General features: G+C 38.8%; 25 protein-coding genes. 23 read left to right on the top strand and 2 right to left on the bottom strand.

All coding sequences use genetic code 11. The features are described from left to right. Positions 1-377: 377 nt before the first annotated feature. The 14 genes from accB (at position 378) to spo0A (ending at position 14582) form a co-directional block, all read left to right on the top strand. A complete protein-coding gene (accB, locus tag J7E66_RS25720; RefSeq protein WP_215005228.1) occupies positions 378-890 on the top strand; it encodes an acetyl-CoA carboxylase biotin carboxyl carrier protein in 513 nt (170 codons plus the stop codon). A 14-nt stretch (positions 891-904) separates the two neighbouring features. Continuing rightward, positions 905-2260, top strand: coding sequence for an acetyl-CoA carboxylase biotin carboxylase subunit (accC, locus tag J7E66_RS25715; protein WP_215005224.1), 1356 nt, complete (start codon positions 905-907; stop codon positions 2258-2260). An 18-nt stretch (positions 2261-2278) separates the two neighbouring features. Then, complete coding sequence (locus J7E66_RS25710; RefSeq protein WP_088088920.1) at positions 2279-2689, top strand: Asp23/Gls24 family envelope stress response protein; 411 nt, start codon at positions 2279-2281, stop codon at positions 2687-2689. Positions 2690-2911: 222 nt separating this feature from the next. Beyond that, positions 2912-3310 carry a transcription antitermination factor NusB gene (nusB, locus tag J7E66_RS25705; protein ID WP_088088919.1) on the top strand — a complete coding sequence of 133 codons (399 nt, stop codon included), beginning with the start codon at positions 2912-2914 and terminating at the stop codon, positions 3308-3310. Between the two features lie 38 nt (positions 3311-3348). Continuing rightward, positions 3349-4206: a bifunctional methylenetetrahydrofolate dehydrogenase/methenyltetrahydrofolate cyclohydrolase FolD gene (folD, locus tag J7E66_RS25700; RefSeq protein ID WP_215005221.1), complete on the top strand. Its 858-nt coding sequence runs from the start codon at positions 3349-3351 to the stop codon at positions 4204-4206. 106 nt (positions 4207-4312) lie between these two features. Further along, positions 4313-5671, top strand: a complete 1359-nt coding sequence (xseA, locus tag J7E66_RS25695) for an exodeoxyribonuclease VII large subunit (protein WP_215005218.1) — start codon at positions 4313-4315, stop codon at positions 5669-5671. Then, the gene (locus tag J7E66_RS25690; protein WP_308162586.1) at positions 5661-5894 is read left to right on the top strand and encodes an exodeoxyribonuclease VII small subunit; all 234 of its coding nucleotides are present in this window, start codon (positions 5661-5663) and stop codon (positions 5892-5894) included. The genes xseA and J7E66_RS25690 overlap by 11 nt, the downstream gene beginning before the upstream one ends. Positions 5895-5897: 3 nt before the next feature. After that, a complete protein-coding gene (locus J7E66_RS25685) occupies positions 5898-6791 on the top strand; it encodes a polyprenyl synthetase family protein (protein ID WP_215005212.1) in 894 nt (297 codons plus the stop codon). Positions 6792-6978: 187 nt separating this feature from the next. Next, on the top strand, positions 6979-8874 hold the full coding sequence (gene dxs / locus J7E66_RS25680; protein ID WP_215005209.1) for a 1-deoxy-D-xylulose-5-phosphate synthase: 1896 nt from the start codon (positions 6979-6981) through the stop codon (positions 8872-8874). 3 nt (positions 8875-8877) lie between these two features. Then, positions 8878-9717 carry a TlyA family RNA methyltransferase gene (locus J7E66_RS25675; RefSeq protein ID WP_215005206.1) on the top strand — a complete coding sequence of 280 codons (840 nt, stop codon included), beginning with the start codon at positions 8878-8880 and terminating at the stop codon, positions 9715-9717. Positions 9718-9866: 149 nt separating this feature from the next. Then, positions 9867-10316, top strand: a complete 450-nt coding sequence (gene ahrC / locus J7E66_RS25670) for a transcriptional regulator AhrC/ArgR (RefSeq protein ID WP_088088912.1) — start codon at positions 9867-9869, stop codon at positions 10314-10316. Positions 10317-10331: 15 nt separating this feature from the next. Further along, complete coding sequence (gene recN / locus J7E66_RS25665; protein ID WP_215005203.1) at positions 10332-12041, top strand: DNA repair protein RecN; 1710 nt, start codon at positions 10332-10334, stop codon at positions 12039-12041. Positions 12042-12217: 176 nt separating this feature from the next. Further along, positions 12218-13507: a SpoIVB peptidase gene (spoIVB, locus tag J7E66_RS25660; RefSeq protein ID WP_215005200.1), complete on the top strand. Its 1290-nt coding sequence runs from the start codon at positions 12218-12220 to the stop codon at positions 13505-13507. A 283-nt stretch (positions 13508-13790) separates the two neighbouring features. Beyond that, positions 13791-14582 (top strand): sporulation transcription factor Spo0A, encoded by a 792-nt coding sequence (gene spo0A, locus J7E66_RS25655; RefSeq protein ID WP_214713105.1) that lies wholly within the window; start codon positions 13791-13793, stop codon positions 14580-14582. Positions 14583-14661: 79 nt separating this feature from the next. Here spo0A and J7E66_RS25650 read toward each other — a convergent pair whose 3' ends face one another. Continuing rightward, complete coding sequence (locus J7E66_RS25650) at positions 14662-14802, bottom strand: YycC family protein (RefSeq protein ID WP_215005197.1); 141 nt, start codon at positions 14800-14802, stop codon at positions 14662-14664. Positions 14803-14840: 38 nt separating this feature from the next. Here J7E66_RS25650 and J7E66_RS25645 point away from each other — a divergent pair, with 38 nt between their 5' ends. Then, complete coding sequence (locus J7E66_RS25645; RefSeq protein ID WP_215005194.1) at positions 14841-15566, top strand: glycerophosphodiester phosphodiesterase; 726 nt, start codon at positions 14841-14843, stop codon at positions 15564-15566. A gap of 10 nt (positions 15567-15576) precedes the next feature. Here J7E66_RS25645 and J7E66_RS25640 read toward each other — a convergent pair whose 3' ends face one another. Continuing rightward, positions 15577-15816 carry a DUF2627 domain-containing protein gene (locus tag J7E66_RS25640; RefSeq protein ID WP_215005190.1) on the bottom strand — a complete coding sequence of 80 codons (240 nt, stop codon included), beginning with the start codon at positions 15814-15816 and terminating at the stop codon, positions 15577-15579. A gap of 185 nt (positions 15817-16001) precedes the next feature. Between J7E66_RS25640 and J7E66_RS25635 the strand changes: the two genes are divergently transcribed. The 8 genes from J7E66_RS25635 (at position 16002) to J7E66_RS25600 (ending at position 26397) form a co-directional block, all read left to right on the top strand. Next, entirely contained in the window at positions 16002-18077 is a 2076-nt protein-coding gene (locus J7E66_RS25635; protein WP_215005188.1) for a sigma-54 interaction domain-containing protein, read from the top strand. Positions 18078-18208: 131 nt separating this feature from the next. Beyond that, a complete protein-coding gene (gene yqiS / locus J7E66_RS25630; RefSeq protein WP_215005243.1) occupies positions 18209-19120 on the top strand; it encodes a phosphate butyryltransferase in 912 nt (303 codons plus the stop codon). 24 nt (positions 19121-19144) lie between these two features. Next, positions 19145-20248 (top strand): Leu/Phe/Val dehydrogenase, encoded by a 1104-nt coding sequence (gene bcd / locus J7E66_RS25625; RefSeq protein WP_215005185.1) that lies wholly within the window; start codon positions 19145-19147, stop codon positions 20246-20248. Positions 20249-20386: 138 nt separating this feature from the next. Then, entirely contained in the window at positions 20387-21490 is a 1104-nt protein-coding gene (gene buk / locus J7E66_RS25620; RefSeq protein ID WP_215005183.1) for a butyrate kinase, read from the top strand. Positions 21491-21511: 21 nt separating this feature from the next. Then, positions 21512-22933: a dihydrolipoyl dehydrogenase gene (lpdA, locus tag J7E66_RS25615; RefSeq protein WP_215005178.1), complete on the top strand. Its 1422-nt coding sequence runs from the start codon at positions 21512-21514 to the stop codon at positions 22931-22933. A gap of 35 nt (positions 22934-22968) precedes the next feature. Continuing rightward, the gene (locus J7E66_RS25610) at positions 22969-23964 is read left to right on the top strand and encodes a thiamine pyrophosphate-dependent dehydrogenase E1 component subunit alpha (RefSeq protein ID WP_215005176.1); all 996 of its coding nucleotides are present in this window, start codon (positions 22969-22971) and stop codon (positions 23962-23964) included. 12 nt (positions 23965-23976) lie between these two features. Continuing rightward, a complete protein-coding gene (locus J7E66_RS25605; protein ID WP_168245010.1) occupies positions 23977-24960 on the top strand; it encodes an alpha-ketoacid dehydrogenase subunit beta in 984 nt (327 codons plus the stop codon). 138 nt (positions 24961-25098) lie between these two features. Beyond that, positions 25099-26397 (top strand): dihydrolipoamide acetyltransferase family protein, encoded by a 1299-nt coding sequence (locus J7E66_RS25600; protein WP_215005173.1) that lies wholly within the window; start codon positions 25099-25101, stop codon positions 26395-26397. The last annotated feature ends 3 nt before the right edge of the window (positions 26398-26400 follow it).

The following is a 26400-nucleotide window of genomic DNA, read 5'->3' as shown; positions in this document are numbered from 1 at the left end:
GGAAAGCGAAGTGCCTGGAGCGCAAATCAACAGACATGTTGCAAAGCCTATATATTAATAATATTATAATAAATTAACGCGGTGAATGGTTAAAGTTACTGTAGAAAATAAGAGGCTGTCGAAAGTTTCTCGACAGCCTGAAGGAAAGTCAACGACTTTCCTTTTTAGTTTGATAACCATGAAATAGGTTAAAATAATATGTTGAATGACAGCCAACTGTAAAAGTTCCCTTTTGTTAATAAAAATATTATGATAAGAGAGGAAGTATGTGAGGGTGAATTTTAATGGTGACAATTTCCATCATTGAACTTTCACTAGGTATTATCGTATAGTTATAGTAGTTAGTCATAATTTTGTAGTACGAGGAGTGTAACTCAATGTTAAAAGTACAAGAAATTCGCGAATTGATTAAATTAGTGGACCAATCAAGTATTGATGAATTTGTATATGAAAACGATGGTTCAAAAATTAAAATGAAAAAAAATGGTGCAGTTACATATGTTTCACAAGTAAGTCCGGCTCCACAAGAAACTCAATTTGTATCACCAGCACAACCAGTCTTATCTACAGCAACACCTTCCGTTCCTGTTCAGGAAGTAAACCAGGAAGTTCAAAATGAGGAGACTGTAAAGCAAGCTGATACATCCAATCTTCACAAAATTGTTTCTCCAATGGTAGGGACTTTTTATGCGTCACCGACTCCAGACACTGACGCATATGTTAAACTGGGTTCTAATGTAACAACAGATTCGATTGTATGTATTGTGGAAGCTATGAAATTATTTAATGAAATTGAAGCTGAAATTAACGGCGAAATTGTTGAAATACTTGCTAAAAATGGACAATTAGTAGAATACGGACAGCCTTTATTTTTAGTAAAACCTGAATAAGGAGCGATAACAGGATGATAAAAAAACTGTTAATTGCAAACAGAGGAGAAATTGCAGTTAGAATTATTCGAGCGTGCAGGGAAATGGGAATTGAATCTGTTGCCGTTTACTCGGAAGCGGATCGTGAAGCATTACATGTACAGCTCGCAGATGAAGCCTATTGCATTGGGCCTACATCATCAAAAGACAGTTATTTAAATGTAACAAATCTAATTAGTGTGGCTAAGCTTACAGCATGTGATGCCATTCACCCAGGGTATGGCTTTTTAGCCGAAAACGCAGATTTCGCAGAGCTTTGCCGCGAATGCAATATAACATTTGTGGGTCCAAGCCCAGAGGCCATTACAAGAATGGGTACTAAGGATATCGCAAGGGAGACTATGCGTGAAGCCGGGGTCCCAATTGTCCCAGGTTCAACTGGGATTATAAATGATATCGATGAGGCACTTGAACTTGTAAAAAAAATCCAATATCCAGTTATCATAAAAGCAACTGCTGGTGGAGGTGGCAAAGGGATTCGTGTTGCCAAGAACGAGCAGGAATTAATTAAAGGCATTAATATTACACAGCAGGAAGCCATGACAGCCTTTGGAAATCCTGGTGTTTACATTGAAAAATATATTGAGGATTTCCGTCATGTTGAAATTCAGGTCCTTGCTGACTCCTTTGGTAACACAATTCATTTAGGAGAAAGAGATTGTACAATCCAGCGCAGGCTGCAAAAGCTTCTTGAAGAATCTCCATCACCAGCATTAGATGGGGAAATCCGAGCAGAAATGGGTAATGCAGCCGTAAAAGCTGCAAAAGCAGTTGATTATTCAGGTGCGGGAACGGTAGAATTTATATATGACTACCGCAATCGAAAGTTTTATTTTATGGAAATGAACACCAGAATTCAGGTGGAGCATCCTGTTACAGAAATGGTCACTGGAATCGATTTAATTAAAGAACAAATCCGGGTGGCTTCTGGAGAAAAGTTAAAGTTAAAACAACAGGATGTCACATTTACAGGATGGGCAATCGAATGTCGGATTAATGCCGAAAACCCAGAAAAGAATTTTCTTCCATCTGCAGGGAAAATCAACATGTACCTTCCACCTGGCGGGTTTGGTATACGTATTGATTCAGCAGCTTATCCAGGGTATACGATTCCGCCTTATTATGATTCTATGATTGCGAAGGTTATCGCATATGGGAACAGCAGGGAAGAGGCCATTTCAAGAATGAAACGTGCATTGAGTGAATTCGTTGTTGAAGGAATCCATACAACGATTCCGTTCCATTTAAAACTGCTAGATCATGAAAAGTTCGTCGAAGGCGGATTTAATACCAAATTCTTGGAATTGCATGATGTGATGAAGTCTATTTAATATCTGGAGGTGTTATTAATGAGCGAGTTTAGTGTCTTGGAAATGGAACAAGGCAATAACGGACATGGGAAAATTGAAATTGCTCCTGAAGTGATTGAGGTTATTGCAGGCATTGCTGCTTCTGAGGTGGAAGGTGTAGCCTCGATGCGTGGTAATTTTGCAACAGGTGTGGTTGAGCGTTTAGGGAAGAAAAACCATGGTAAGGGCGTAAAAGTCGAATTAACAGAGTCAGGAATAAAAGTAGATGTCTATTGTATGATGAAGTTTGGAGTATCCATTCCTTCCGTTGCAGGAAAAGTGCAGGATAATATTCGTCAAGCATTGTTGAATATGACTGCCTTAGATGCTGAAGAAGTAAATATTCATGTGGTTGGGATACAATTTGAAAACCATAAGAATGAACCAGAGAGCATTGACACAGAGATCTAAAACTTGGAAACCAAAGGAGAAAATTCCTTTGGTTTTTCTTTATTTGCAATTAAGTCCTAAATAAAAGTGCTTACATATTGGAAAAATAACAACCTTAGAGTGCGAATCATTTTTAGTTATGCTATTATCGTTTATGTGCAACCTATTCGAATACTTATTTACTATTTATGTATGAAAAATAGACAAAAATTAATTAATATCTCTAAAGGAGTTAATTGTATAATGAAAAGAAGAACAGCAAGGGAAAAGGCATTACAGGCACTTTTTCAAATCGATATAAGCAACACTGAGCCATCAGCAGCGATTGAGCATGTATTGGAAGGAGAGGCGGGTGACGAGTACCTATCTAAACTTGTTCTAGGGGTAGTCGAACAAAAAACCTTAATTGACAATTTAATCAGTGAAAATCTAGAAAAATGGTCCATAGAACGATTGGCAACGGTCGATCGGAATTTATTAAGAATAGCTACATATGAAATGAAGTTTTTCCGAAATGAAGTTCCGGAAAATGTTATTTTAGATGAAGCCATCGAAATAGCAAAAATATACGGAGATGACCAATCAAGTAAGTTTATTAATGGTGTTCTATCAAAGGTGAAACAAAAACTTCTTAACGATTAATTGATTGGACGCACTTAAGAAAAAAAGGAGAAGAGAAAATGACAGCTACTATTATTGATGGAAAAGAAATTGCAGCAAAAAAAAGAATGGAAATCGCAGAAGAGGTTAGCAGAATAAAAAACCTTGGGGTAACTCCTGGATTAGCAGTTATTCTTGTCGGAAATAACCATGCTTCTCGGACATATGTAACAAATAAAGAAAAAGCCTGCCAAGAACTTGGGATGAACTCAGTTTTAATTGAAATGCCAGAGGAAGTTTCCGAAGAGGAATTACTCTCAAAAATTGAAGAATTAAATCAGGACGATCATATTCATGGCATTTTGGTTCAGCTGCCAATCCCCAAACACATTGACGAAAAAAAAGTAATTGAATCGATCTCTCCTAATAAGGATGTCGATGGGTTTCATCCGATTAATATCGGCAGGATGATGACAGGGCAGAATGCCTTCTTACCATGTACGCCGTACGGAATTATGGTGTTACTTGAAGAAACAGGTATCTCAATAGCAGGGAAGCATGTTGTCGTGGTTGGGAGAAGTAATATTGTCGGAAAGCCGGTCGGTCAATTATTTTTAAATCAACATGCAACTGTAACCTATTGTCATTCTAAAACTAATGACCTAAAGTTCCATACAAACCAAGCGGATATCCTTATTGCTGCTGTTGGAATTCCGAATTTTATTACAGCGGAGCATGTAAAAGACGGTGCTGTCGTCATTGATGTTGGAATTAACCGTAATGAAGCCGGAAAGCTTTGCGGTGATGTAGCTTTTGCTGAGGTAAGCGAAAAAGCTGGATATATCACGCCTGTTCCAAAGGGAGTAGGACCGATGACCATTACCATGCTTATGTATAATACCTTAAAATCAGCTGCAGAAAGCCTAGACCGCAATTAAGTAGGAAATTGTCCTTATCTTTTATAAATATATATAAGATAAGGACAGTTTTTCGCTAATCAAAGAGTTTTCATTTGACTATTGGTCGAATAAAAAGGAGTTACCTATGCAGGAACAAAGATATTTATCTGTGAATGCTTTAACAAAATACATAAAAAGAAAATTTGATGCGGATCCACATTTACGGGATGTTCATGTTAGAGGTGAAATTTCAAATTTCAAGCAGCATTCGAGCGGTCATATGTATTTTACCTTAAAGGATGAAAAAGCCCGCATTCTTGCGGTTATGTTTTCGAGTCAGTCAAGATCAATGAAATTCACACCAGAAAATGGCATGAAAGTAATTGTCAGAGGCGAAATTTCCGTTTATGAACCAAGTGGTCAATATCAAATATATATAAAAGAAATGCGGCCAGATGGTATAGGAGAATTGTTTTTAGCCTATGAACAGCTTAAACAAAGACTAGAATTAGAAGGATTATTTGCAATAGAAAATAAAAAGGCGATTCCTTTATATCCTAGAACCGTTGGGGTGATTACTTCACCCACTGGAGCGGCGATTAGGGATGTTATTACGACAATTAAAAGACGGTATCCCATTGCTAATATTCTTGTTTTTCCTGCCCTTGTACAGGGGGATCAAGCGGCTCCCTCTATTGCTAAGGCAATCGCTAAAGCAAATAGCATGAATGAAATTGATGTCCTAATCGTTGGACGCGGCGGGGGGTCAATAGAGGAGTTGTGGGCTTTTAATGAGGAACTCGTTGCCCGGGCGATATTTTCTTCAGACATCCCGATCATATCAGCCGTCGGACATGAAACTGACTTTACCATTGCTGATTTTGTAGCGGATTTACGCGCTCCGACCCCAACTGGTGCTGCAGAACTTGCTGTCCCACATATAGATGAGTTATTGGACAGGGTTTTACAGCGGCAAACTCGCCTTCTTCGGACGATGAAGGGAAAATTCCTGTTTGAAAAAGAACGATTAGCTCGTGTTCAGAAATCCTATGCCTTTCGCTATCCCCATCGATTATATGAACAAAAGCTTGAGCAGGTTGATAAACTAACGGAAATGCTGGTCCGCGGGACATCCAGGTTGTCCTTAATAAAAAAAGGGCAGCACGAAATTCTTTATAAACGCTTGCAGAGGAATCATCCAAGCGAGGCATTACAAGAAGCACAAAAACGTTTAGAACTAACCAATAAAGAGATGAAACGTGCCATGCAGCAAGTACTTTCAAAAAAGCAAACAGAATTTGAAAGGATCCTTTCGACCTTAGGTGCGTTGAGCCCCTTGAAAATCATGGAACGTGGATATAGTTTAGCTTATTCAGAAGAAAACAGACTAATTAAAAGCATTAACCAAGTTAAAATGAATGAGCGAGTTCAGATTCAATTAACGGATGGCAGTCTTTTCTGTAGAGTTGAGAATAGGAAGGAGAGCGAAAAACGTGACGAATGAAAAGAAAATTTCCTTTGAAGAGGCAATGACTAACTTGGAACGAATTGTGGATAAGCTTGAAGAAGGAGATGTACCGTTAGAAGAAGCAATCATCTTCTATAAAGAAGGTATGGAGCTGTCCAAACTTTGCCATGATAAATTAAAAAGTGTCGAAGAACAATTAACACAAATTATTACGGAGGACGGTCGGACGGAGAGTTTTACGATTGATGAGGAGGAATAAGACTTGGGAACCGGTTTACTAGATGTATTTGCACGAGAATATAAACTTCAGCTTGATTCGGAGCTTCGGACTCTGGTTAATAAGCTTGACGCCCCTCCTATTATTAAGGAATCAATGATCTATTCACTTGAAGCAGGAGGTAAACGAATTCGCCCCCTTTTATTATTCGCTACTCTAGAAGCATTTGGGGTAGACCCAAAAAATGGGCTTCTTGCTGCTTCGGCCATTGAGATGGTTCATACATATTCCCTAATTCACGACGATTTGCCGAGCATGGATAATGATGACCTTAGAAGAGGAAAACCCACAAATCATAAAGTTTTTGGTGATGCTATTGCGATTTTAGCAGGAGATGCTTTATTAACATATAGCTTTGAGGTAATTGGGAATATTCCATCTGAATTCGCTTCAGCAGATACAAAACTAAAATTAGTGATTGAGTTGGCAAAGGCATCTGGAACGGAAGGAATGGTTGGCGGCCAAGTTGCCGATATGGAAGGAGAAGGGAAATCCTTAACTCTCGAAGAACTTGAGTATATACACATCCATAAAACCGGTAAGCTGCTCGGATTTAGTGTTCTGGCAGGAGCGATAATGGCGGGTGCAAATCAGGAACAATTAAAAAATCTTTCCTCTTTCGCCCATCATCTAGGTCTCGCTTTTCAAATCCAAGATGATATTCTTGATTTGGTGGGGAATCAGCAATTAATCGGGAAACCAGTTGGTAGTGATACTTCCAATCATAAAAGTACATATCCGCAGTTGTTATCATTAGAAGGGGCAATTGCAGCCTTGAATCAACAAATAAATCTATCGAAGCAATATCTCGGTATGACAGGCTTGGATACGACCCTTCTGATGGAAATAACGGAATTAGTTGCTTCAAGAGACCATTAGAAAACGGTATTTGAGGCATTGAAATAAGTGTGTTATAATTGTTTTCATTGTAGAAAACGTTGTCAATGCCGTTATCACTCTCGTGTTAGCGGCTATTTTTTAATCAAAACTTAATTATTTAAATGTGTAATATAACACAATGACAAAAAGTAGAATGCATAAAAGTATGAAAGTGAGTGGTCCAAACATGGATCTGTTATCAATAAAAGACCCAGCCTTTTTAAAAGGCATGTCGAATATCGAATTAGAGGCTTTAAGTCAAGAAATTCGCACATTTTTGATTGAAAAGCTGTCTGTAACTGGAGGCCATATTGGACCGAATTTAGGAGTAGTCGAATTAACCATAGCCTTACATAAATGTTTTAACAGTCCCAAAGATAAGATGATCTGGGATGTGGGACATCAATCTTATGTTCATAAAATTTTAACGGGCAGAGCAAGTGAGTTTGATACATTACGGCAATATAAAGGATTATGCGGCTTTCCTAAACGGATTGAAAGCGAGCATGATGTTTGGGAAACAGGTCACAGTTCTACATCTCTTTCTGCTGCTATGGGAATGGCAATTGCTAGAGATTTAAAAAAGGAAAAATCATTTGTTATTCCAGTTATAGGTGACGGGGCTCTAACAGGTGGAATGGCGTTAGAAGCCTTAAATCATATTGGTCATGAGAAAAAAGATATGATTGTCATTTTAAATGACAATGAAATGTCAATCGCTCCTAATGTTGGTGCACTTCATAATATTCTTGGTCAATTGCGGACGGCTGGAAAATATCAATGGGTGAAAGATGAGCTTGAAGTACTGTTGAAAAAAGTACCTGCAGTGGGCGGGAAATTAGCTGCAACCGCTGAAAGAGTGAAAGACAGCCTTAAATATTTATTTGTTTCCGGTATGTTTTTTGAAGAACTAGGATTTACTTATCTCGGCCCAATTGATGGTCATAATTTTGAAGCATTATTTGAGAACTTCAGCTATGCTAAAAAGACAGAAGGTCCGATTCTTCTCCATGTCATCACTAAAAAGGGAAAAGGCTATCAGCCGGCAGAAAGTGATAAAACAGGTACATGGCATGGAACTGGACCATATAAAATGGACACTGGTGCATTCGTAAAGCCGGTAAAAACACCGCCCCCTGCATGGAGCAGCCTTGTCAGTGAAACGGTTCGAAAGCTTGCCAGGACGGATGAAAGGATTGTGGCGATTACACCAGCTATGCCTGTTGGTTCTAAACTCGAAGGCTTTGCAGGTGAGTTCCCTGAACGAATGTATGATGTAGGGATTGCAGAGCAACATGCTGCGACAGTCGCTGCGGGATTAGCTACACAAAATATGAAACCTTTTCTGGCGATTTACTCAACCTTTTTACAGCGGGCTTATGATCAGGTGGTTCATGATATTTGCCGTCAAAACTTAAATGTCTTTATTGGAATCGACCGGGCTGGATTGGTGGGTGCCGATGGGGAAACCCATCAAGGAGTTTTTGATATTGCTTTTTTAAGGCATATCCCTAATATGGTGTTAATGATGCCAAAGGATGAAAATGAGGGTCAGCATATGGTTTACACCGCACTAAATTATGATGACGGTCCCATTGCTATGAGATTCCCGCGTGGGAATGGACTTGGTGTCCCATTGGATAAGGATTTTCAAGCCATTCCAATTGGGACGTGGGAGGTTCTAAAAGAGGGCGATGATGCGGCTATCCTAACCTTTGGAACCACCATTCAAATGGCCTTAGAAGCAGCTGAGGTGCTTGAAAAGAAGGGGATCTCCGTCAAAGTTGTCAATGCCCGGTTTATCAAGCCTTTGGATGGAAAAATGCTGACTCATCTACTTGTGAAAAATATGCCGATTCTTACCATTGAGGAAGCAGTTTTACAAGGGGGGTTTGGTAGTGCAGTTCTGGAGTACGCACAAACCCAAGGATTTTATCACGCGCACATCGACAGAATCGGAATCCCGGACCAATTTATTGAACATGGAGATGTTGACTCACTTCTTAAAGAAATTGGTTTAACAACGGAAGAAGTAATCAAACGGGTTTCTATACTAGCTAGAAAAAAACAACAAAGGGCTTAAGATATGAAAAATAAAGAACGGTTAGACGTTTTACTTGTAGAAAGAGGTTTAATTGAAACCAGAGAAAAGGCAAAACGAACGATTATGGCAGGGCTAGTTTATTCAAACGAAGAGCGTTTGGATAAACCAGGAGAAAAGGTGAAAACGGATATTCCACTTAGTATCAAAGGGAAGATCCTTCCATATGTAAGCCGTGGTGGATTAAAGCTTGAAAAGGCTTTGAAGGTATTTGATGTGAGTGTTACGAACAAAGTATTGCTCGACATTGGATCTTCTACTGGCGGCTTTACCGATTGTGCATTACAGAACGGTGCAAAAATGTCCTATGCTTTGGATGTAGGCTATAATCAGCTTGCTTGGAAACTTAGACAGGATGAACGTGTCGTAGTAATGGAGAGGACAAATTTCCGCTATGTTACACCTGTCGATTTAATTGGAGAAATGCCAAATTTCGCCACAATCGATGTATCGTTTATCTCCTTAACGTTGATATTACCTGTCTTAAAAACACTCTTAGTCCCTGAAAGTGACGTCATAGCACTAGTAAAACCGCAATTTGAGGCTGGACGTGAACAGGTTGGTAAAAAAGGGATCATTCGTGATGAAAAAGTACATTTACAAGTAATTGATAAAATCATTAATTTTGCCTTTCAGCAAGGATACACAATAAAAAACTTATCCTTTTCACCCATCACTGGCGGGGATGGAAACATTGAGTACCTGCTCCATCTAAAATGGGAAGGGGAACGGGAAATTGGAGTTAATCAATTACTTGTCACCCCTATTGAAATTGTAAAGGAATCACACGTGGAACTTAAAACAAAACAAAATTCAGAAGGGTAGGCTGATGCTTATCCTTTTCTTCTTTTGGAATGAAAATTCCCCCCTTTTCACAAGAAAAAATGTACAAGCTTGTAAAAATCGGCTAACATGTTTATAAGAGCGTGTTAGTACATATTACTTAGATGTTTTAACTATTATGGGGTGAAACAATGAACAAAGGCCAACGCCATATAAAAATAAGAGAAATCATTGCTACTAATGATATCGAAACACAGGACGAGTTAGTGGATGAACTAAAAAGTGCTGGCTATAATGTAACACAAGCAACCGTTTCTAGGGATATTAAAGAATTACATCTTGTTAAGGTTCCATTAAGCGATGGACGATATAAGTACAGCTTACCTGCTGACCAAAGATTTAATCCATTACAAAAGTTGAAAAGATCATTAATCGATGCGTTTGTACGGATTGATGCGGCAGGTCATTTGCTTGTCATGAAGTGCCTGCCAGGTAATGCAATGGCAATTGGCGCACTAATCGATAATCTCGATTGGGATGAAATATTAGGGACCATCTGTGGGGATGACACAATGTTAATCATTTGTCGAACTCCGGAAGATACTGAAGTTATCACAAACCGGTTCCTAGATATGCTTTAATTGGGGGAATGTTCCTTGTTAGCAGAATTATCAATTAAAAATTTCGCTATTATCGAAGCCTTATCTGTAACATTTACAAAGGGATTAACGGTTTTAACAGGTGAAACGGGTGCAGGTAAATCAATCATCATTGATGCTATTCATTTATTAGTTGGTGGCAGAGGGTCTGCTGAATTTGTTCGTCATGGTGAGGAAAAGGCGGAAATCGAAGGGCTTTTTCAGATTGATGATAACAACCATCCGGTAATTGCTAAAGCTTTAGAATTCGGGATTGACATTGACGAAGGAACGGTAATCTTACGACGAGATATTGCCCAAACCGGTAAAAGTGTTTGCCGAGTGAATGGAAAGCTTGTGACAATCTCCATTCTCAGGGAAATCGGAGGAACACTCGTTGATATCCATGGTCAGCATGAGCATCAAGAGTTAATGGATGACTCAAGACACCTAACACTGCTAGATCAATTTGGAGCAGATGATATACTACCTTCACAGGGTGAATACCAGCAAGTATTTCGTCGTTATGAGCAAACCTTCCAAAAGTTAAAAGCATTAAGTGAAAATGATCAACAAACTGCCCATCGGCTAGATTTAATACAGTTTCAATTGGATGAAATTCAAAAGGCAAATTTAAAGCTTAATGAAGATGAAGATCTTTTTGAGGAAAAAAGAAAACTAACTAATTTCGAAAGAGTATTTGGAGCCATTCAGTCCAGCCATACAGCCTTGCAGGGAGAACAAAAAGGGCTGGATTGGATTAGTATGGTTATGGGGCACCTAGAAGACGCTGCGGCACTTGATACGGCGTATAAAGACATCTACGAATCTGTCTCGAATAGCTACTACCAATTAGAAGATGCGGCGCGTGCACTAAGAAATGAATTAGATATATTAGAGTTCGACCCGCAACGGTTACATGAAATCGAAGACCGGTTGAATGAAATTAATCAGCTCAAACGAAAATACGGAAAAACAATTCATGAAATATTAGAGTATGCTGCAAATATTGAAGAAGAAATTGAAACATTGCAAAATAAAGAAACACATATAAGCGAATTAGAAAAAGAATTAACTTCTGTAAAAAAAGACTTAATCCTTGAAGCGAAGCAGTTAACTGAAATTCGTCTTAAATGGGCAGATAAACTGACAAGGTTAATACATAAAGAATTAAAAGAATTGTATATGGCGAAAACCGTTTTTGAAATTCGTTTTGAATCAAATACCATTCAATTTACAAAAAACGGTGTGGACCATGTCGAATTTTTTATCTCAACTAACCCCGGAGAACCATTGAAGCCCTTATCAAAGGTTGCTTCTGGAGGGGAATTATCTAGAATTATGTTGGCATTAAAAAGTATTTTTTCCAAGCATCAAGGAGTAACATCCATAATTTTCGATGAGGTTGATACTGGTGTAAGCGGCAGGGTTGCCCAATCAATTGCGGAGAAAATCTATAAGGTGGCTGCCGAATCACAGGTTTTGTGTATTTCGCATCTGCCTCAGGTAGCTGCCATGGCTGATACTCACTTGTTCATTTCAAAGATCATAAAAGGGGGTAGAACGAAAACTTCTGTTACCCCGTTAGAGATTAATGAAAAAATTAATGAAATTGGCCGGATGATATCTGGAACAGAAATAACTGACCTCACTAAAAAACATGCAGAAGAATTATTATATTTAGCTGCAGAAAACAAAAAAAGTGGTAGTGCTTTGACAAGTCACTAAACTGAAACATTTGCCGTAAAAAGGCTAAAATTTCTATATTTTTAATAAAAATTGTAATGCTATCCATTTCGGGTAGCTTTTTTATGTAGAACCAAGTTATAAATGATTGTCAAGGAGGCAAAATTAAAGATGTAGCCATTTCAATGTAATGAAAAGAAGCGAGGAGAGTGAAGAATTTGAAGTTAGAAATAATTAGAAAGATTATTGGTGGAATTCTCCTTGTTTCATTAATTAGCCTTATTTTTTTTCAGCCTATACAGCAATACCTTGCGATACCTAAAACAATTACAGTTTTTGAAGGACAAGACTATAATTTTCAAAAGGCTGCCCCGGTATCAGCCGCTTTGGTTTCTCGCAATTCGAATATTACACTTGATCAAAGAAAACATACGGTTTCAATGAAGGCAACTGAAAATGGAAAAAATGAAATGCTGTTAGAGTTTGCAGGGATTCCTATAAAAAAGGTTGACGTACGCGTCTTAAAGGATTTTAGAGTCATTCCAGGCGGGCAGTCAATCGGCGTAAAATTAAACACAGTCGGCGTTTTGGTTGTGGGCCACCATTTAGTCAATACTATATCTGGAAAAAAGTCTCCAGGTGAAATTGCAGGTATAAAAATTGGGGATATCATTACTGAAATTAACGGTAATAAAATTGAAAAAATGTCAGATGTAGCACCATTTGTACAAACCGCGGGACAAGAAGGAAAACCTCTCGATATGGTTATTAGTCGGGAAAGTGGAAAATTTACTACACAATTAACCCCATTAAAAGACAAAGGGGAAAATATTTATAAGCTTGGTTTATATATTAGAGATTCCGCTGCAGGAATTGGAACAATGACCTTTGTTCATCCACAATCTAAGAAATATGGTGCCCTTGGTCATGTAATATCAGACATGGATACAAAACAGCCAATTGTTGTTGAAGATGGACAAATTGTCCGGTCTACAGTAACTTCCATTGAAAAGGGAAGTAACGGAGACCCTGGTGAAAAACTTGCCCGCTTTTCTTCGGACCGAGAAATCGTTGGTAATATCCAAAAGAACAGCCCATTTGGTATTTTTGGTGAAATGGTAAAAGAATTAAAAAATGGTGTTATGGATAAACCACTGCCTATCGCATTATCACATCAAGTAAAAGAAGGACCCGCAAAGATATTAACGGTCGTTAATGATGACCAAGTAGAAGAATTTGACATCGAAATTGTCAGCACAATCCCGCAAAAGTTTCCAGCAACCAAAGGCATGGTAATAAAAGTAACCGACCCTAAGCTCCTTAAAAAAACAGGAGGTATTGTTCAAGGGATGAGCGGCAGCCCAATTATTCAAGATGGAAAACTAATTGGAGCAGTTACACATGTTTTTGTTAATGATCCAACCTCAGGATACGGGGTACACATTGAATGGATGTTAAATGAAGCTGGAATTAACATATATGAAATGCCAAAAAATAAAGCGAGTTAGGACATTGGAGCAAAATAGGAAAATCCCCCTATTTTGCTTTTTACATAAACATTTTTCGACAAAAGACATCCATATTTTGGAAATAACGCAGTTTACGTCGAAAAGGCGAGAAAAACAAAGAAAAGATTAGATTTTATCACTATTTTAAGAAATATTAAAAAAATGAGAGGAATTTTTGTTGCATTGTCGAATTTCTAATTTAGAATAGAATTAGGAGAATACAACTGATTAGAAATGTTAGATGAAATAGATCTTATGATTTAAACCCGAGGAGGAACTAGAAGTGAAGAAAATTAAAGTTTGTGTCGTTGATGACAATAGGGAGCTAGTTGGACTATTAGAGGACTTTATTTCGTCCCAAGATGATATGGAAGTTGTAGGAATTGCTCATAATGGACAAGAGTGTCTAGAAATGTTATCGACAACGGATCCTGACGTTCTAGTTTTGGATATTATTATGCCACATCTTGATGGTTTGGCTGTACTTGAGCGCCTCCGTGATCTTAAAAAGGGAGTACTTCCCAACGTTATTATGCTCACTGCCTTTGGTCAGGAAGATGTGACAAAAAAAGCAGTTGAACTTGGTGCTTCCTACTTTATTTTGAAACCATTTGATATGGAGAATTTAGGAAGCCATATTCGACAAGTTAGCGGAAATAACAATTCATTTACACGAAAATCAACATCAACGACTTATCGTTCTCAAACTGAGCAAAAACCTAAAAATTTGGATGCTAGTATTACAAGCATCATTCATGAAATTGGTGTCCCAGCACATATTAAAGGATATCTGTACTTACGCGAGGCCATTTCAATGGTATATAACGATATCGAACTTTTAGGGTCAATTACGAAAGTGTTGTATCCAGATATCGCCAAAAAATATAACACAACAGCGAGCCGTGTGGAACGAGCAATCCGTCATGCCATTGAAGTGGCTTGGAGCCGGGGAAACATTGATTCCATTTCTTCGCTATTCGGATACACTGTCAGCATGTCTAAGGCAAAACCGACGAATTCTGAATTTATTGCCATGGTTGCGGATAAATTGAGGCTGGAACACAAGGCATCTTGAAATAATAATTAATTGTAAGCCTTCATCGAAAGAAATGAAGGCTTTTTTTTAACACTTAAAGTTGGTGTTTTTATTTATGTTATTTTTTCTCCTCTTTCTCCAATTCCATTAGTTTTTGGATGAGAATATGTTGGGGCATATGCATAATCTGTTCTATAGGCACATTTAACTTTTGGGATAGCTTGATTGCTGTTTCTGGTGATAACTGTAAAGGTTTCATTTGAAATTCCTCCAATTAGAAAGTTGGGAAGTGAAAATATGACTCAGATTTTTGCGCACCGTGGCTATTCGGCTTCTTTTGCAGAAAATACATTAGGAGCCTTTCGTGAAGCAGAAAAAGCAGGTGCAGATGGGTTGGAATTGGATGTTCAGTTAACAAAAGACGGCGAATTAGTTGTCATTCATGATGAAAAAGTAGACCGAACAACGAACGGGAACGGGTTTGTAAAAGATTTTTTATTTGAAGATCTTCGGAAATTGAACGCCAATCTAAAAAGCAAAAAAGAACCTATACCTGCATTAACTGAAGTTCTTGAGTGGCTTACATCCAATAGATTATTATGTAATATTGAATTAAAGAACGGGCTATTTCCCTATAAGGGGATGGAAGAAAAAGTCATTCAACTTGTTCGAAAATTTAATTTAATCGATCGAATTATTATTTCCTCTTTCAATCACTATAGCATTGTCTATAGTTACAGCCTAGCACCTGAAATTGAAATAGCCCCTCTTTTTCTTGAAGGCATCTACATGCCATGGATTTATTCCCAAGCGATCCGAGCTAAGGGGATCCATCCAAAATACTCAGTCATGTCTGATGATGTTATCATAAATACAATAAATAACGGGATTGCCGTACGGCCATATACTGTTAATAAAGAGATAGATATGCATCGCCTTTTTAAGATTAATTGCACGGCGTTTATTACGGATGATCCAGTAAAAGCATTAAAAATACGAAAACAATATGAAAAGAGACCGTAGAGGCCTCTTTTTATTTTGTATTTTTAAACCTTTTTTGAACCTTGCTTCTTTTTCGGTCTCGATGAAAGATAAATCCTGCCACAAACCCTAGACCGCCGACAAAAAAGATAAACCCAGCTAGAAATTGCACCAATAAATTAGGGAATGGAGCTTGTAAAATCCCGAATAACATATCACGCATTAATTTAATACCAACAGCAGCCAAAATTCCAGGAATCAATACTATGATGAGGGCAATTATTCGCTTCATAAATAAATCCTTCCAGTTTCAAATTTTACTGTAATATCATGTCATATTAAGATTATATCTCATCAAAATATTATTATATAGATAAAATTTGTCAAGGATTGTGTTTGGTTATAAAATAGATATGAAAAAAGTTGCATATTTTTCTTAAGATGATATGAAAAAAATTTCTTAAAGGGGTAGAAAAAATGCAAAATGTCATGATTGTTGGTGCTGGTAAAGGTGGTACGGCAATCTTAAAAATTTTAAAAGAATCTGAAGTATTAAAAGTCAGTGTGGTAATTGATCGGAACTTGGATGCACCGGGAATTTTATTCGCACAAGAAGAGGGGATAAAAACAGGGGAAGACTGGCGCCCATTTTTAGCAGGTTCTATTGATATTATCATTGAAGTAACAGGAAACGATACTGTTTTCCAAGAACTTAGAAAAGCTAAAAGTCAAAATACCATTCTGATTCCAGGAAGCGTTGCATTTCTGGTCGCAAAAATTATGCAAGAAAAAGAGGAGCTAATTGAAAAGCATAAAAATGAATCCTACCAGCAGGAACTAATCTTTAATGCTGCAAATGATGGAATGATTGTTATTGATAAGTACGGAAAGGTCATTTTATTCAACAAACGGGCACAAGAAATCATGGGTGTAAAGAGTGTACAGGCAATTGGGAAATTTGTTGTTGATGTTATTCCAACAACAAGGCTGCCTCAAATTTTAGAAACAAGAAGAATTGAAGCAAACCAAGAAATGGTTCTGAGTAATGATAGAAAAATCATTACGACCCGTATTCCAATTATCGAGGAAAATGGGACCTTAATAGGTGCGTTTGCTGTTTTTAAAGATATTACTGAGGTTGTTAATCTTGCTGAAGAACTTACGGACTTAAAGGAAATTCAAACCATGTTGCAAGCTATTATCCATTCTAGTGATGATGCAATTTCTGTTGTGGATGAAAATGGCAGAGGCATTCTTATTAATCCAGCATACTCCCGTATTACTGGACTGACCCATGATCAGATTATTGGTCAACCAGCTACAGCGGATATTTCTGAAGGGGAGAGTATGCACATGAAGGTGTTGCAAACCAGAAGAGCTGTACGCGGCGTTCCGATGAGAGTGGGGCCAAACAAACGAGAAGTAATAGTAAATGTGGCCCCGATTATCGTAAAAGGGAAATTAAAAGGCAGTGTTGGCGTTATTCATGATATGTCCGAAATAAAATCACTGAATAGAGAATTGAACCGCGCACGACAACTGATCCGCAAGCTTGAAGCGAAATACACCTTTGAGGATATAATTGCTCAATCTGATGAAATGATGCTTGCGATTGAACAAGCTAAACTAGGAGCGAAAACACCTGCAACCGTTCTCCTTAGGGGTGAATCAGGAACCGGGAAAGAATTGTTTGCCCATGCTATACATAATGCAAGCGACCGTAAATATAACAAATTTATCAGGGTCAATTGCGCTGCAATTTCGGAAACATTGTTAGAAAGTGAACTATTCGGCTATGAGGAAGGTGCTTTTTCTGGTGCCATGAGAGGAGGAAAAAGAGGCTTTTTCGAAGAAGCTAATAATGGGAGTATTTTTCTCGATGAAATTGGTGAACTTCCAGTGAATACACAAGCAAAATTACTGAGAGTACTTCAAGAAAAAGAAATTATCCGAGTCGGTGGGACAAAGCCAATTTCCATTAATGTAAGAATTATTGCGGCAACTAATGTCAATTTAGAAAAGGGTATTGCTAAAGGCTCCTTTCGGGAAGACTTATATTATCGTTTAAATCGAATGCCAATCCATATCCCTCCATTAAGGAAGCGAAAAGAGGAAATTCCTCTTTTAAATGAGCGGCTAATTCAAAAAATAAGCCAGGACTATGGACGAAACGTTGAAGGAATCACACCAGCAGCGTTACACCAGTTAATGGATTATGAATGGCCAGGAAATGTTCGAGAATTAGAAAATATTCTTGGCAGAGCGATTATTTTTATGAATTATTATGAGCTCCTTATTGATGTTCATCACCTACCAGAGTTAAAAAATAAAAAAAGCACAAATGAACCCTCTTTAAGCTACAGTAACGATTCCTTTGTGATAGACCGTTCCTTATCAGATATGATGGATGAATATGAGACGAAAATTATTAAGCAGACACTTCTTCGCTTAAATGGAAATAAGACATTGACAGCGAAAACGCTGGGATTGTCTGTGAGGAATTTATATTATAAGCTTGAAAAATACAATATTGAAAAGAATAGCATGCAATAAATTTCGTATTATGAAAAATGTTTCACACTTTAGAATGAATAATAAAGCGTTTTCATGGGGATTTGTTTGGCACGGAAATTGCATATTACATTATGGGAGTTGCAGTAAGAGGAGAAAGGGTTGATGACAACTTGTTGCTGGATTCACTAATTAACAAAGCAGCCCAAGTAAGTTCAAACACTGTTGCAGTTGCTGCTGCAGAAGATCTAGAAGTCATTGAAGCGGTCATAGCTGCATTAGACCGGAATCTTGCCAATTTTATTCTATTTGGTGACGAAGAAAAAATAAATTCAATTATTGAATTAAAAAAACAGAAAAACATTAGAAATAATTATCTAAAAGTTATCAATGCAAATTCTAATGCTGCTGCTGCAGAATTAGCTGTAAAGGCCGTTTTTAACAAAGAAGCAAATGTCTTAATGAAAGGTAATATTCCAACCAATATTTTCTTAAAAGCAGTCTTGAATAAAGAACACGGACTTAGGACTGGAAATGTTTTATCACATATAGCTGCATTTGAGGTTCCAGGTTACAATCGTTTTACGATTGTAACAGATGCTGCAATGAATATTGCTCCCAATTTAGAAGAGAAAGCACAAATTATTAAGAATGCTGTTTCCCTTGCGAGGTCGATTGGAATAGAAATACCTAAAGTGGCCCCTATTGCTGCCGTGGAAGTAGTTAATCCGGCAATGCAGGCTACATTAGATGCAGCATTATTAACTGTGATGAATAAACGAGGACAAATATCTGATTGTATAGTAGATGGCCCGTTAGCTTTAGATAATGCCGTATCAACACTGGCTGCCGAACACAAAGGAATTCATAGTGAAGTGGCGGGAAATGCAGATATTTTATTAGTACCAACTATCGAAGTAGGTAATGTATTATATAAATCATTAATATATTTCGCAAATGCAAAAGTCGGTGCCGTAATAGCCGGGGCAAAGGCACCAATTGTGTTAACGTCCAGAGCTGATTCTGCTGAAAGTAAGCTTTATTCTCTTGCACTGGCATTATGCTGTGCAACAACAAATAGATAGTCAATAATCGAGGAGGAATTTTACATGGAAATTTTCAAGTACTTAGAACAATACGATTATGAGCAAGTAGTATTCTGCCAGGATAAACAATCAGGATTAAAAGCAATTATTGCTATTCATGATACAACTTTAGGGCCAGCATTGGGTGGAACACGTATGTGGACTTATGCATCTGAAGAAGCTGCAATTGAAGATGCCCTACGCTTAGCAAAAGGAATGACTTATAAGAATGCTGCCGCAGGATTAAATCTTGGTGGAGGTAAAACGGTTATCATCGGCGATCCAAGAAAAGATAAGAATGAAGCCATGTTTCGTGCATTTGGCCGTTACATCCAAGGACTAAACGGCAGATATATTACAGCAGAAGATGTTGGTACAACAGTCGCTGATATGGATTTAATTCATGAAGAGACAGATTTTGTAACTGGAATTTCACCGGCATTTGGCTCATCAGGAAATCCTTCCCCAGTAACTGCTTTCGGTGTATACCGCGGTATGAAAGCAGCGGCAAAAGAGGCGTTTGGAACAGATTCACTTGAAGGAAAAGTAGTTGCTGTTCAGGGTGTTGGAAATGTAGCCTATACTCTTTGTGAATATTTGCATGAAGAAGGGGCTCAACTTATTGTAACGGACATTAATAAAGAGGCGGTTAACCGTGCTGTTGAAGCATTTGGTGCACTAGCGGTCGACCCTGATGAAATTTATGGTGTAGAATGTGATATCTATGCTCCGTGTGCTTTAGGGGCAACAATTAATGATGAAACGATTCCACAGCTAAAAGCAAAAGTTATTGCTGGTTCAGCTAACAATCAATTAAAAGATACCCGTCACGGTGATATCATCCACGAAATGGGAATTGTTTATGCTCCCGATTATGTTATTAATGCTGGCGGGGTAATCAATGTTGCTGATGAACTCTATGGCTACAACCAAGAACGGGCAATGAAAAAGGTTGAACAGCTTTATGCAACGATTGAAAAAGTAATTGAAATTTCAAAACGTGATGGTATTCCAACATATGTAGCAGCGGACCGGATGGCAGAAGAAAGAATTGCAAGGATTCGTAATTCAAGAAGCCAATTCCTGCAAAATGGCCACCATATCTTAAGTCATAGAATATCTAGATAGGCACTACTTTTTTAAAAAATATATTCGCAGAGCGCTGAATGGGAATTCAGCGTCTTTGCCTTTCATAGGGCACTTATAGTTATATTAAATTACCATACGACTTTAACCATAAGAAATCCAAAATGGAGGTCAAATACTTTGCAAGATAATGAATATCGGATTCTCGTCATCAACCCAGGCTCGACATCCACGAAAATTGGGGTTTTCGATAATGATATTTCCATTTTAGAAAAAACAATTCGTCATGATTCAGAGGATATAAACTCTTTTGCAAATATAATTGATCAATACGAATTTAGAAAAACAACAATTTTGGAAATACTGGATAATGAAGGTATAAATATTTCCAAACTGTCTGCTGTATGTGGCCGTGGAGGTTTGCTTAGACCAATTGAAGGTGGAACTTACGCCGTTAATGATGTGATGTTAGCTGATCTTCGGTCTGGTTATGCCGGACAGCATGCATCAAATCTTGGCGGAATCATTGCATACGAAATTGCTTCTGGACGAAATATTCCTTCCCTCATCGTTGATCCTGTTGTTGTTGATGAGCTTGAACCACTAGCGAGAATTTCTGGATTTTCCTTAATTGAACGGAAAAGTATCTTTCATGCCTTGAATCAAAAAGCAGTCGCAAGAAGGGTAGCAAAGGAATTAGGGGAAAAATACAATGACTTGAATTTAATTGTTACCCATATGGGTGGTGGGATTACCGTTGGTATCCATAAACATGGTAAGGTAATTGATGTTAATAATGGTCTTCATGGAGATGGGCCATTTAGCCCCGAACGTGCTGGAACCGTTCCAGTTGGGGATTTAGTAGCACTTTGTTATTCGGGGGAATATTACCGTGATGAAATAATGAAGATGCTTGTGGGCCAAGGTGGCCTTGTTGGCTACCTAGGAACTAATGATGCGGTAAAGGTAGAACAAAGAATAGCAGCTGGTGATGATGAGGCAAAGCTTGTATATGATGCAATGGCCTATCAAGTAGCAAAGGAAATTGGGGCTGCCAGTGCTGTATTATCAGGAAAAGTGGATGCAATTATATTGACTGGCGGCCTTGCTTACGGAAAAGGATTTGTGAAATCTATCACCGACCGAATTAATTGGATTGCTGATGTTATTGTTCAGCCAGGGGAAAACGAACTTCAAGCTCTAGCTGAAGGAGCACTACGAGTCTTACGCGGTGAAGAAGAGGAAAAAGTTTATCCGGGTAAATTTAAAACAGCTAAAATTTAAGGTACTTGGGGAGGAAAGAAAATGGCACAAGAATATGATTTGGTCGTTCTTGGCGGGGGAACTGGTGGCTATGTAGCTGCCATTAGGGCCTCTCAGCTTGGATTGAAAACAGCTATTGTAGAAAAAGGAAAACTTGGCGGGACATGTTTACATAAAGGATGTATTCCAAGTAAAGCGCTTCTTAGAAGTGCGGAAGTTTATGCAACAACCAAACATAGTAAAGATTTTGGAGTTATCACTAGTGATGTAACGGTTGATTTTAGTTTAGTACAGGACCGGAAAAATAAAATAATTGATCAACTTCACAAAGGAGTTCAGCATTTAATGAAGCAAGGCAAAATCGATGTCTATGAAGGATTAGGCAGAATCCTGGGGCCGTCCATCTTTTCACCGATGCCGGGAACCATTTCTGTTGAAATGAATAACGGGAAAGAAAACGAAATGCTGCTTCCGAAAAATGTAATTGTCGCAACAGGTTCTAGACCGAGGACACTTCCGGGTCTTGATTTTGATGGCGAATATATAATGTCCTCTGATGAAGCATTGCAGTTAGAAACACTTCCAAGTTCCATCATAATTGTTGGTGGGGGTGTAATTGGAATTGAATGGGCGTCTATGTTATCGGATTTTGGTGTGTCAGTAACGGTTATTGAGTATGCTGACCGCATTATTCCGACAGAAGACAAGGAAATATCAAAAGAAATGCAGCGCTTAATGAAGAAAAAGGGAATTAAACTTGTCACAAGTGCAAAAGTGCTCCCAGAAACGTTGGTTAAGGATAATGGCGTGGCGATTTCTGCAGAAGTTAAAGGTGCATTGAAAGAGTTTAAAGCAGAAAAAATTCTAGTTTCGGTTGGACGTCAAGCAAATACAGAAGGAATTGGGCTTGATAATACAGAAATACAAGTGGAGAAGGGTTTTATTTTAACAAATGAATTTTTTCAAACAAAAGAATCACATATTTATGCGATTGGTGATGTGATTGGTGGATTACAACTGGCCCATGTTGCTTCACATGAAGGGATTGTAGCTGTTGAACATATCGCTGGGAAAGATCCTTCTCCATTTGACTATAATTTGGTCTCTAGATGTATTTATAGTAATCCGGAAGTTTCAAGCGTCGGGATAACAGAAGATCAAGCAATAGAAAAAGGTCATAAAGTGAAAATTGGAAAGTTTTCTTTCCGTGCTATTGGGAAGGCACTTGTTTTTGGAGAATCTGATGGCTTTGTAAAAATTGTTGCTGATGAGGAGTCCAATGATATTCTTGGGGTGCATATGATTGGTCCACATGTAACGGATATGATTACCGAGGCAGGACTTGCGATGGTATTAGATGCGACACCTTGGGAAATTGCACATACAATTCATCCACACCCAACTTTGTCAGAGGCAATTGGTGAGGCTGCACTCGCAGTTGATGGGAAAGCAATCCATTCTTAAATGTATGTAACGAACAATAAGGAGGTATGAAATAAATGACAGAAAAGCGTCATGATGCTTTAGGTTTAAGCGACGGAAAAGTATTGGAAATGTATGAAACTATGCTTTTAGCCCGCCGAATTGATGAACGGATGTGGTTATTGAACCGTGCTGGTAAAATACCATTTGTTATTTCTTGTCAAGGTCAAGAAGCAGCACAGGTGGGAGCAGCATTTGCACTAGATCGTGAAAAAGATTATGTTCTTCCGTATTATCGTGATATGGGGGTAGTATTGGCTTTTGGTATGACCCCAAGGGAACTGATGCTATCCGGTTTTGCAAAAGCAGAAGACCCTAACTCTGGTAGTCGGCAAATGCCTGGCCATTTTGGCCAAAAGAAAAATCGGATTGTCACAGGTTCTTCGCCAGTTACAACTCAAGTTCCACATGCAGTTGGAATTGCCCTTGCCGGGAAGATGGAAAGGAAAGACTTGGTAACGTTTGTAACATTTGGAGAGGGTTCCTCTAACCAAGGGGATTTCCATGAGGGGGCAAACTTTGCAGGTGTACATAAACTTCCAGTTATCTTTATGTGTGAAAATAACAAGTACGCGATCTCTGTCCCAATCGAAAAACAATTAGCATGTGAAAAGGTTTCAGATCGTGCAATTGGATATGGTATGCCTGGCTTTACTGTTGATGGGAACGACCCATTAGAAGTTTATAAAGTCGTAAAGGAAGCAGCGGAGCGTGGCCGTCGTGGGGAAGGCCCTTCATTGATTGAAACCATATCGTATCGTCTAACTCCACACTCTTCTGATGATGACGACCGTTCCTACCGTGCTCCAGATGAGGTTGCAAAAGCCAAAACACAAGACCCAATTATAACTTTTGGGGCCTATTTAAAGGAAATTGGTGTCATGGATGATGAGATGGAAAAGGAAATAAATGACCGTGTGATGAAGCAAGTGAATGAAGCGACTGACTATGCAGAAAATGCTCCTTATTCTGCACCTGAAGAAGCACTGAAATATGTTTATGCGGACTTGTAAGGGGGATGTAACATGGCGATAATTTCATATATAGATTCAATCACAATGGCAATGCGAGAAGAAATGGAACGAGATCCAAGGGTATTTGTCCTTGGTGAAGATGTTGGCGTAAAAGGCGGTGTGTTTAAGGCGACCCAAGGATTGTATGAGCAATTTGGGGAAGAGCGTGTCATCGATACACCACTTGCCGAATCAGCAATTGCTGGGGTAGGAATCGGTGCAGCGATGTACGGCATGCGGCCGATTGCCGAAATGCAATTTGCCGACTTTATTATGCCGGCAGTTAATCAAATTATCTCGGAAGCAGCAAAAATCCGCTATCGCTCCAATAACGACTGGAACTGTCCGATGGTTATTCGTGCGCCATACGGCGGGGGTGTTCATGGTGCGCTTTATCATTCCCAGTCAGTTGAAGCTGTTTTTGCTAATCAGCCTGGATTGAAAATTGTGATGCCCTCCACACCTTACGATGCGAAGGGACTATTAAAAGCTGCCGTCCGTGACAATGATCCGGTATTATTCTTCGAACATAAACGGGCCTATCGATTAATTAAAGGTGAGGTCCCGACTGATGATTACACTCTTCCAATCGGAAAAGCGGATGTAAAGCGCCAGGGAGAAGATATTACTGTTATTACTTATGGTCTATGTGTTCATTTTGCCCTTCAAGCCGCTGAAAAATTAGCGAAAGATGGAATCTCAACACATATTCTTGATTTGAGGACCGTATATCCACTTGATAAAGAAGCAATCATTGAAGCTGCATCGAAAACGGGTAAGGTCCTTCTTGTTACAGAGGATAACAAAGAAGGCAGCATCATTAGCGAAGTCTCTGCGATCATAGCTGAAAATTGCTTATTTGAATTAGATGCACCAATTATGCGCTTAGCTGGACCGGATGTACCGGCAATGCCGTATTCTCCAACAATGGAAAAATTCTTTATGGTAAATCCGGATAAAGTCGAAAAAGCCATGCGCGAGCTTGCTGAGTATTAAACGAAAAGCGGAGGCGACTTGTTCAGCCCCGACAAGCGATGGAGGTCTTGACGGTGAAGTCGTTTTTGATTTCATTGGCAGGACCGAAGCGACTCGAGGGGCTAGGCGCCGGAGCTGGACAATAGGAGGTTGTAAAAAGTGGTAATTGAACAAATCAAAATGCCTCAGTTAGGGGAAAGTGTAACCGAAGGTACGATTAGTAAATGGCTCGTATCCGTTGGCGATAAAGTGAATAAATACGACCCCCTAGCAGAGGTTATGACAGATAAGGTAAATGCAGAAGTTCCATCCTCCTTTACAGGTGTGGTTAAGGAGTTAATCGCTGAAGAAGGTGAAACATTAGCAGTTGGTGAAATGATTTGCACAATTGAAATGGAAGGTGGAACTCCCCAGGAAACTGGTGCTTTAGTAACAAGCGATGCCGCTGTACAAAGCGCTGCAGTAAGTGTAGAACCAGTGGACCAAGGAAACAAGGCCCGTTATTCACCTGCAGTTCTAAAAATTTCTCAAGAGCATGGGATCGATTTAACAAAGGTGTCAGGCACCGGTGCTGGCGGGCGAATTACTAGAAAAGATCTATTAAAATTAATTGAATCAGGAAAAATTCCAGTTGCAGAACAAAATGTTGAAGCTAACCAAGAGACAGCAGTTGTGGAAACACCAACACAAGCAGCATCTCAGTCAGTTTCTACGCCTACAGCATCTGCACAATCTGTCAATATTCCGGTTGCAGTTGGTGATATTGAAATCCCTGTGACAGGCATCCGCAAAGCGATTGCCGCTAATATGCTGCGCAGTAAACACGAAGCACCTCATGCCTGGACAATGATTGAAGTGGATGCAACTAATTTGGTGGAGTACCGCAACTCCCTCAAAGATGAATTTAAGAAAAAAGAAGGCTTCAATTTAACTTTCTTCGCTTTCTTTGTCAAAGCAGTTGCGCAAGCACTGAAAGAATTCCCGCAAATCAATTCGATGTGGGCGGGAGATAAAATCATCCAAAAGAAAGATATCAATATTTCGATAGCAGTGGCAACGGATGATGCTCTCTATGTTCCTGTCATTAAACAGGCAGATGAAAAAACAGTTAAGGGGATTGCACGTGAAATCTCTGAACTTGCAGTCAAAGTGAGAACAGGCAAGCTAAGATCAGAAGATATGCAAGGCGGAACCTTCACAGTAAACAACACAGGTTCATTCGGCTCTGTTCAATCAATGGGTATCATCAATTATCCGCAAGCAGCCATTTTGCAAGTGGAGTCCATCGTCAAGCGTCCAGTTGTCATGAATAATGGAATGATTGCTGTCCGTGACATGGTGAATTTATGTATGTCACTTGATCATAGAGTGTTGGACGGACTTGTTTGCGGCCGATTCCTACAACGCGTAAAAGAAATACTTGAAAATACATCAAAATCAACAACTTCGATTTATTAAACA

Source organism: Bacillus sp. ISL-7, assembly GCF_018613065.1.
Note: the sequence above shows the minus strand (reverse complement) of the source record. Positions and strands in the feature narration are given on the sequence as shown.

What these genes read in the sequence shown, in the direction of transcription:
- accB (WP_215005228.1), top strand. Translation starts at nt 378, where the DNA reads ATGTTAAAAGTACAAGAAATTCGCGAATTGATTAAATTAGTGGACCAA.
- accC (WP_215005224.1), top strand. Translation starts at nt 905, where the DNA reads ATGATAAAAAAACTGTTAATTGCAAACAGAGGAGAAATTGCAGTTAGA.
- J7E66_RS25710 (WP_088088920.1), top strand. Translation starts at nt 2,279, where the DNA reads ATGAGCGAGTTTAGTGTCTTGGAAATGGAACAAGGCAATAACGGACAT.
- nusB (WP_088088919.1), top strand. Translation starts at nt 2,912, where the DNA reads ATGAAAAGAAGAACAGCAAGGGAAAAGGCATTACAGGCACTTTTTCAA.
- folD (WP_215005221.1), top strand. Translation starts at nt 3,349, where the DNA reads ATGACAGCTACTATTATTGATGGAAAAGAAATTGCAGCAAAAAAAAGA.
- xseA (WP_215005218.1), top strand. Translation starts at nt 4,313, where the DNA reads ATGCAGGAACAAAGATATTTATCTGTGAATGCTTTAACAAAATACATA.
- dxs (WP_215005209.1), top strand. Translation starts at nt 6,979, where the DNA reads ATGGATCTGTTATCAATAAAAGACCCAGCCTTTTTAAAAGGCATGTCG.
- J7E66_RS25675 (WP_215005206.1), top strand. Translation starts at nt 8,878, where the DNA reads ATGAAAAATAAAGAACGGTTAGACGTTTTACTTGTAGAAAGAGGTTTA.
- ahrC (WP_088088912.1), top strand. Translation starts at nt 9,867, where the DNA reads ATGAACAAAGGCCAACGCCATATAAAAATAAGAGAAATCATTGCTACT.
- J7E66_RS25650 (WP_215005197.1), bottom strand. Translation starts at nt 14,802, where the DNA reads ATGAAACCTTTACAGTTATCACCAGAAACAGCAATCAAGCTATCCCAA.
- J7E66_RS25645 (WP_215005194.1), top strand. Translation starts at nt 14,841, where the DNA reads ATGACTCAGATTTTTGCGCACCGTGGCTATTCGGCTTCTTTTGCAGAA.
- J7E66_RS25640 (WP_215005190.1), bottom strand. Translation starts at nt 15,816, where the DNA reads ATGAAGCGAATAATTGCCCTCATCATAGTATTGATTCCTGGAATTTTG.
- J7E66_RS25635 (WP_215005188.1), top strand. Translation starts at nt 16,002, where the DNA reads ATGCAAAATGTCATGATTGTTGGTGCTGGTAAAGGTGGTACGGCAATC.
- bcd (WP_215005185.1), top strand. Translation starts at nt 19,145, where the DNA reads ATGGAAATTTTCAAGTACTTAGAACAATACGATTATGAGCAAGTAGTA.
- lpdA (WP_215005178.1), top strand. Translation starts at nt 21,512, where the DNA reads ATGGCACAAGAATATGATTTGGTCGTTCTTGGCGGGGGAACTGGTGGC.
- J7E66_RS25610 (WP_215005176.1), top strand. Translation starts at nt 22,969, where the DNA reads ATGACAGAAAAGCGTCATGATGCTTTAGGTTTAAGCGACGGAAAAGTA.
- J7E66_RS25605 (WP_168245010.1), top strand. Translation starts at nt 23,977, where the DNA reads ATGGCGATAATTTCATATATAGATTCAATCACAATGGCAATGCGAGAA.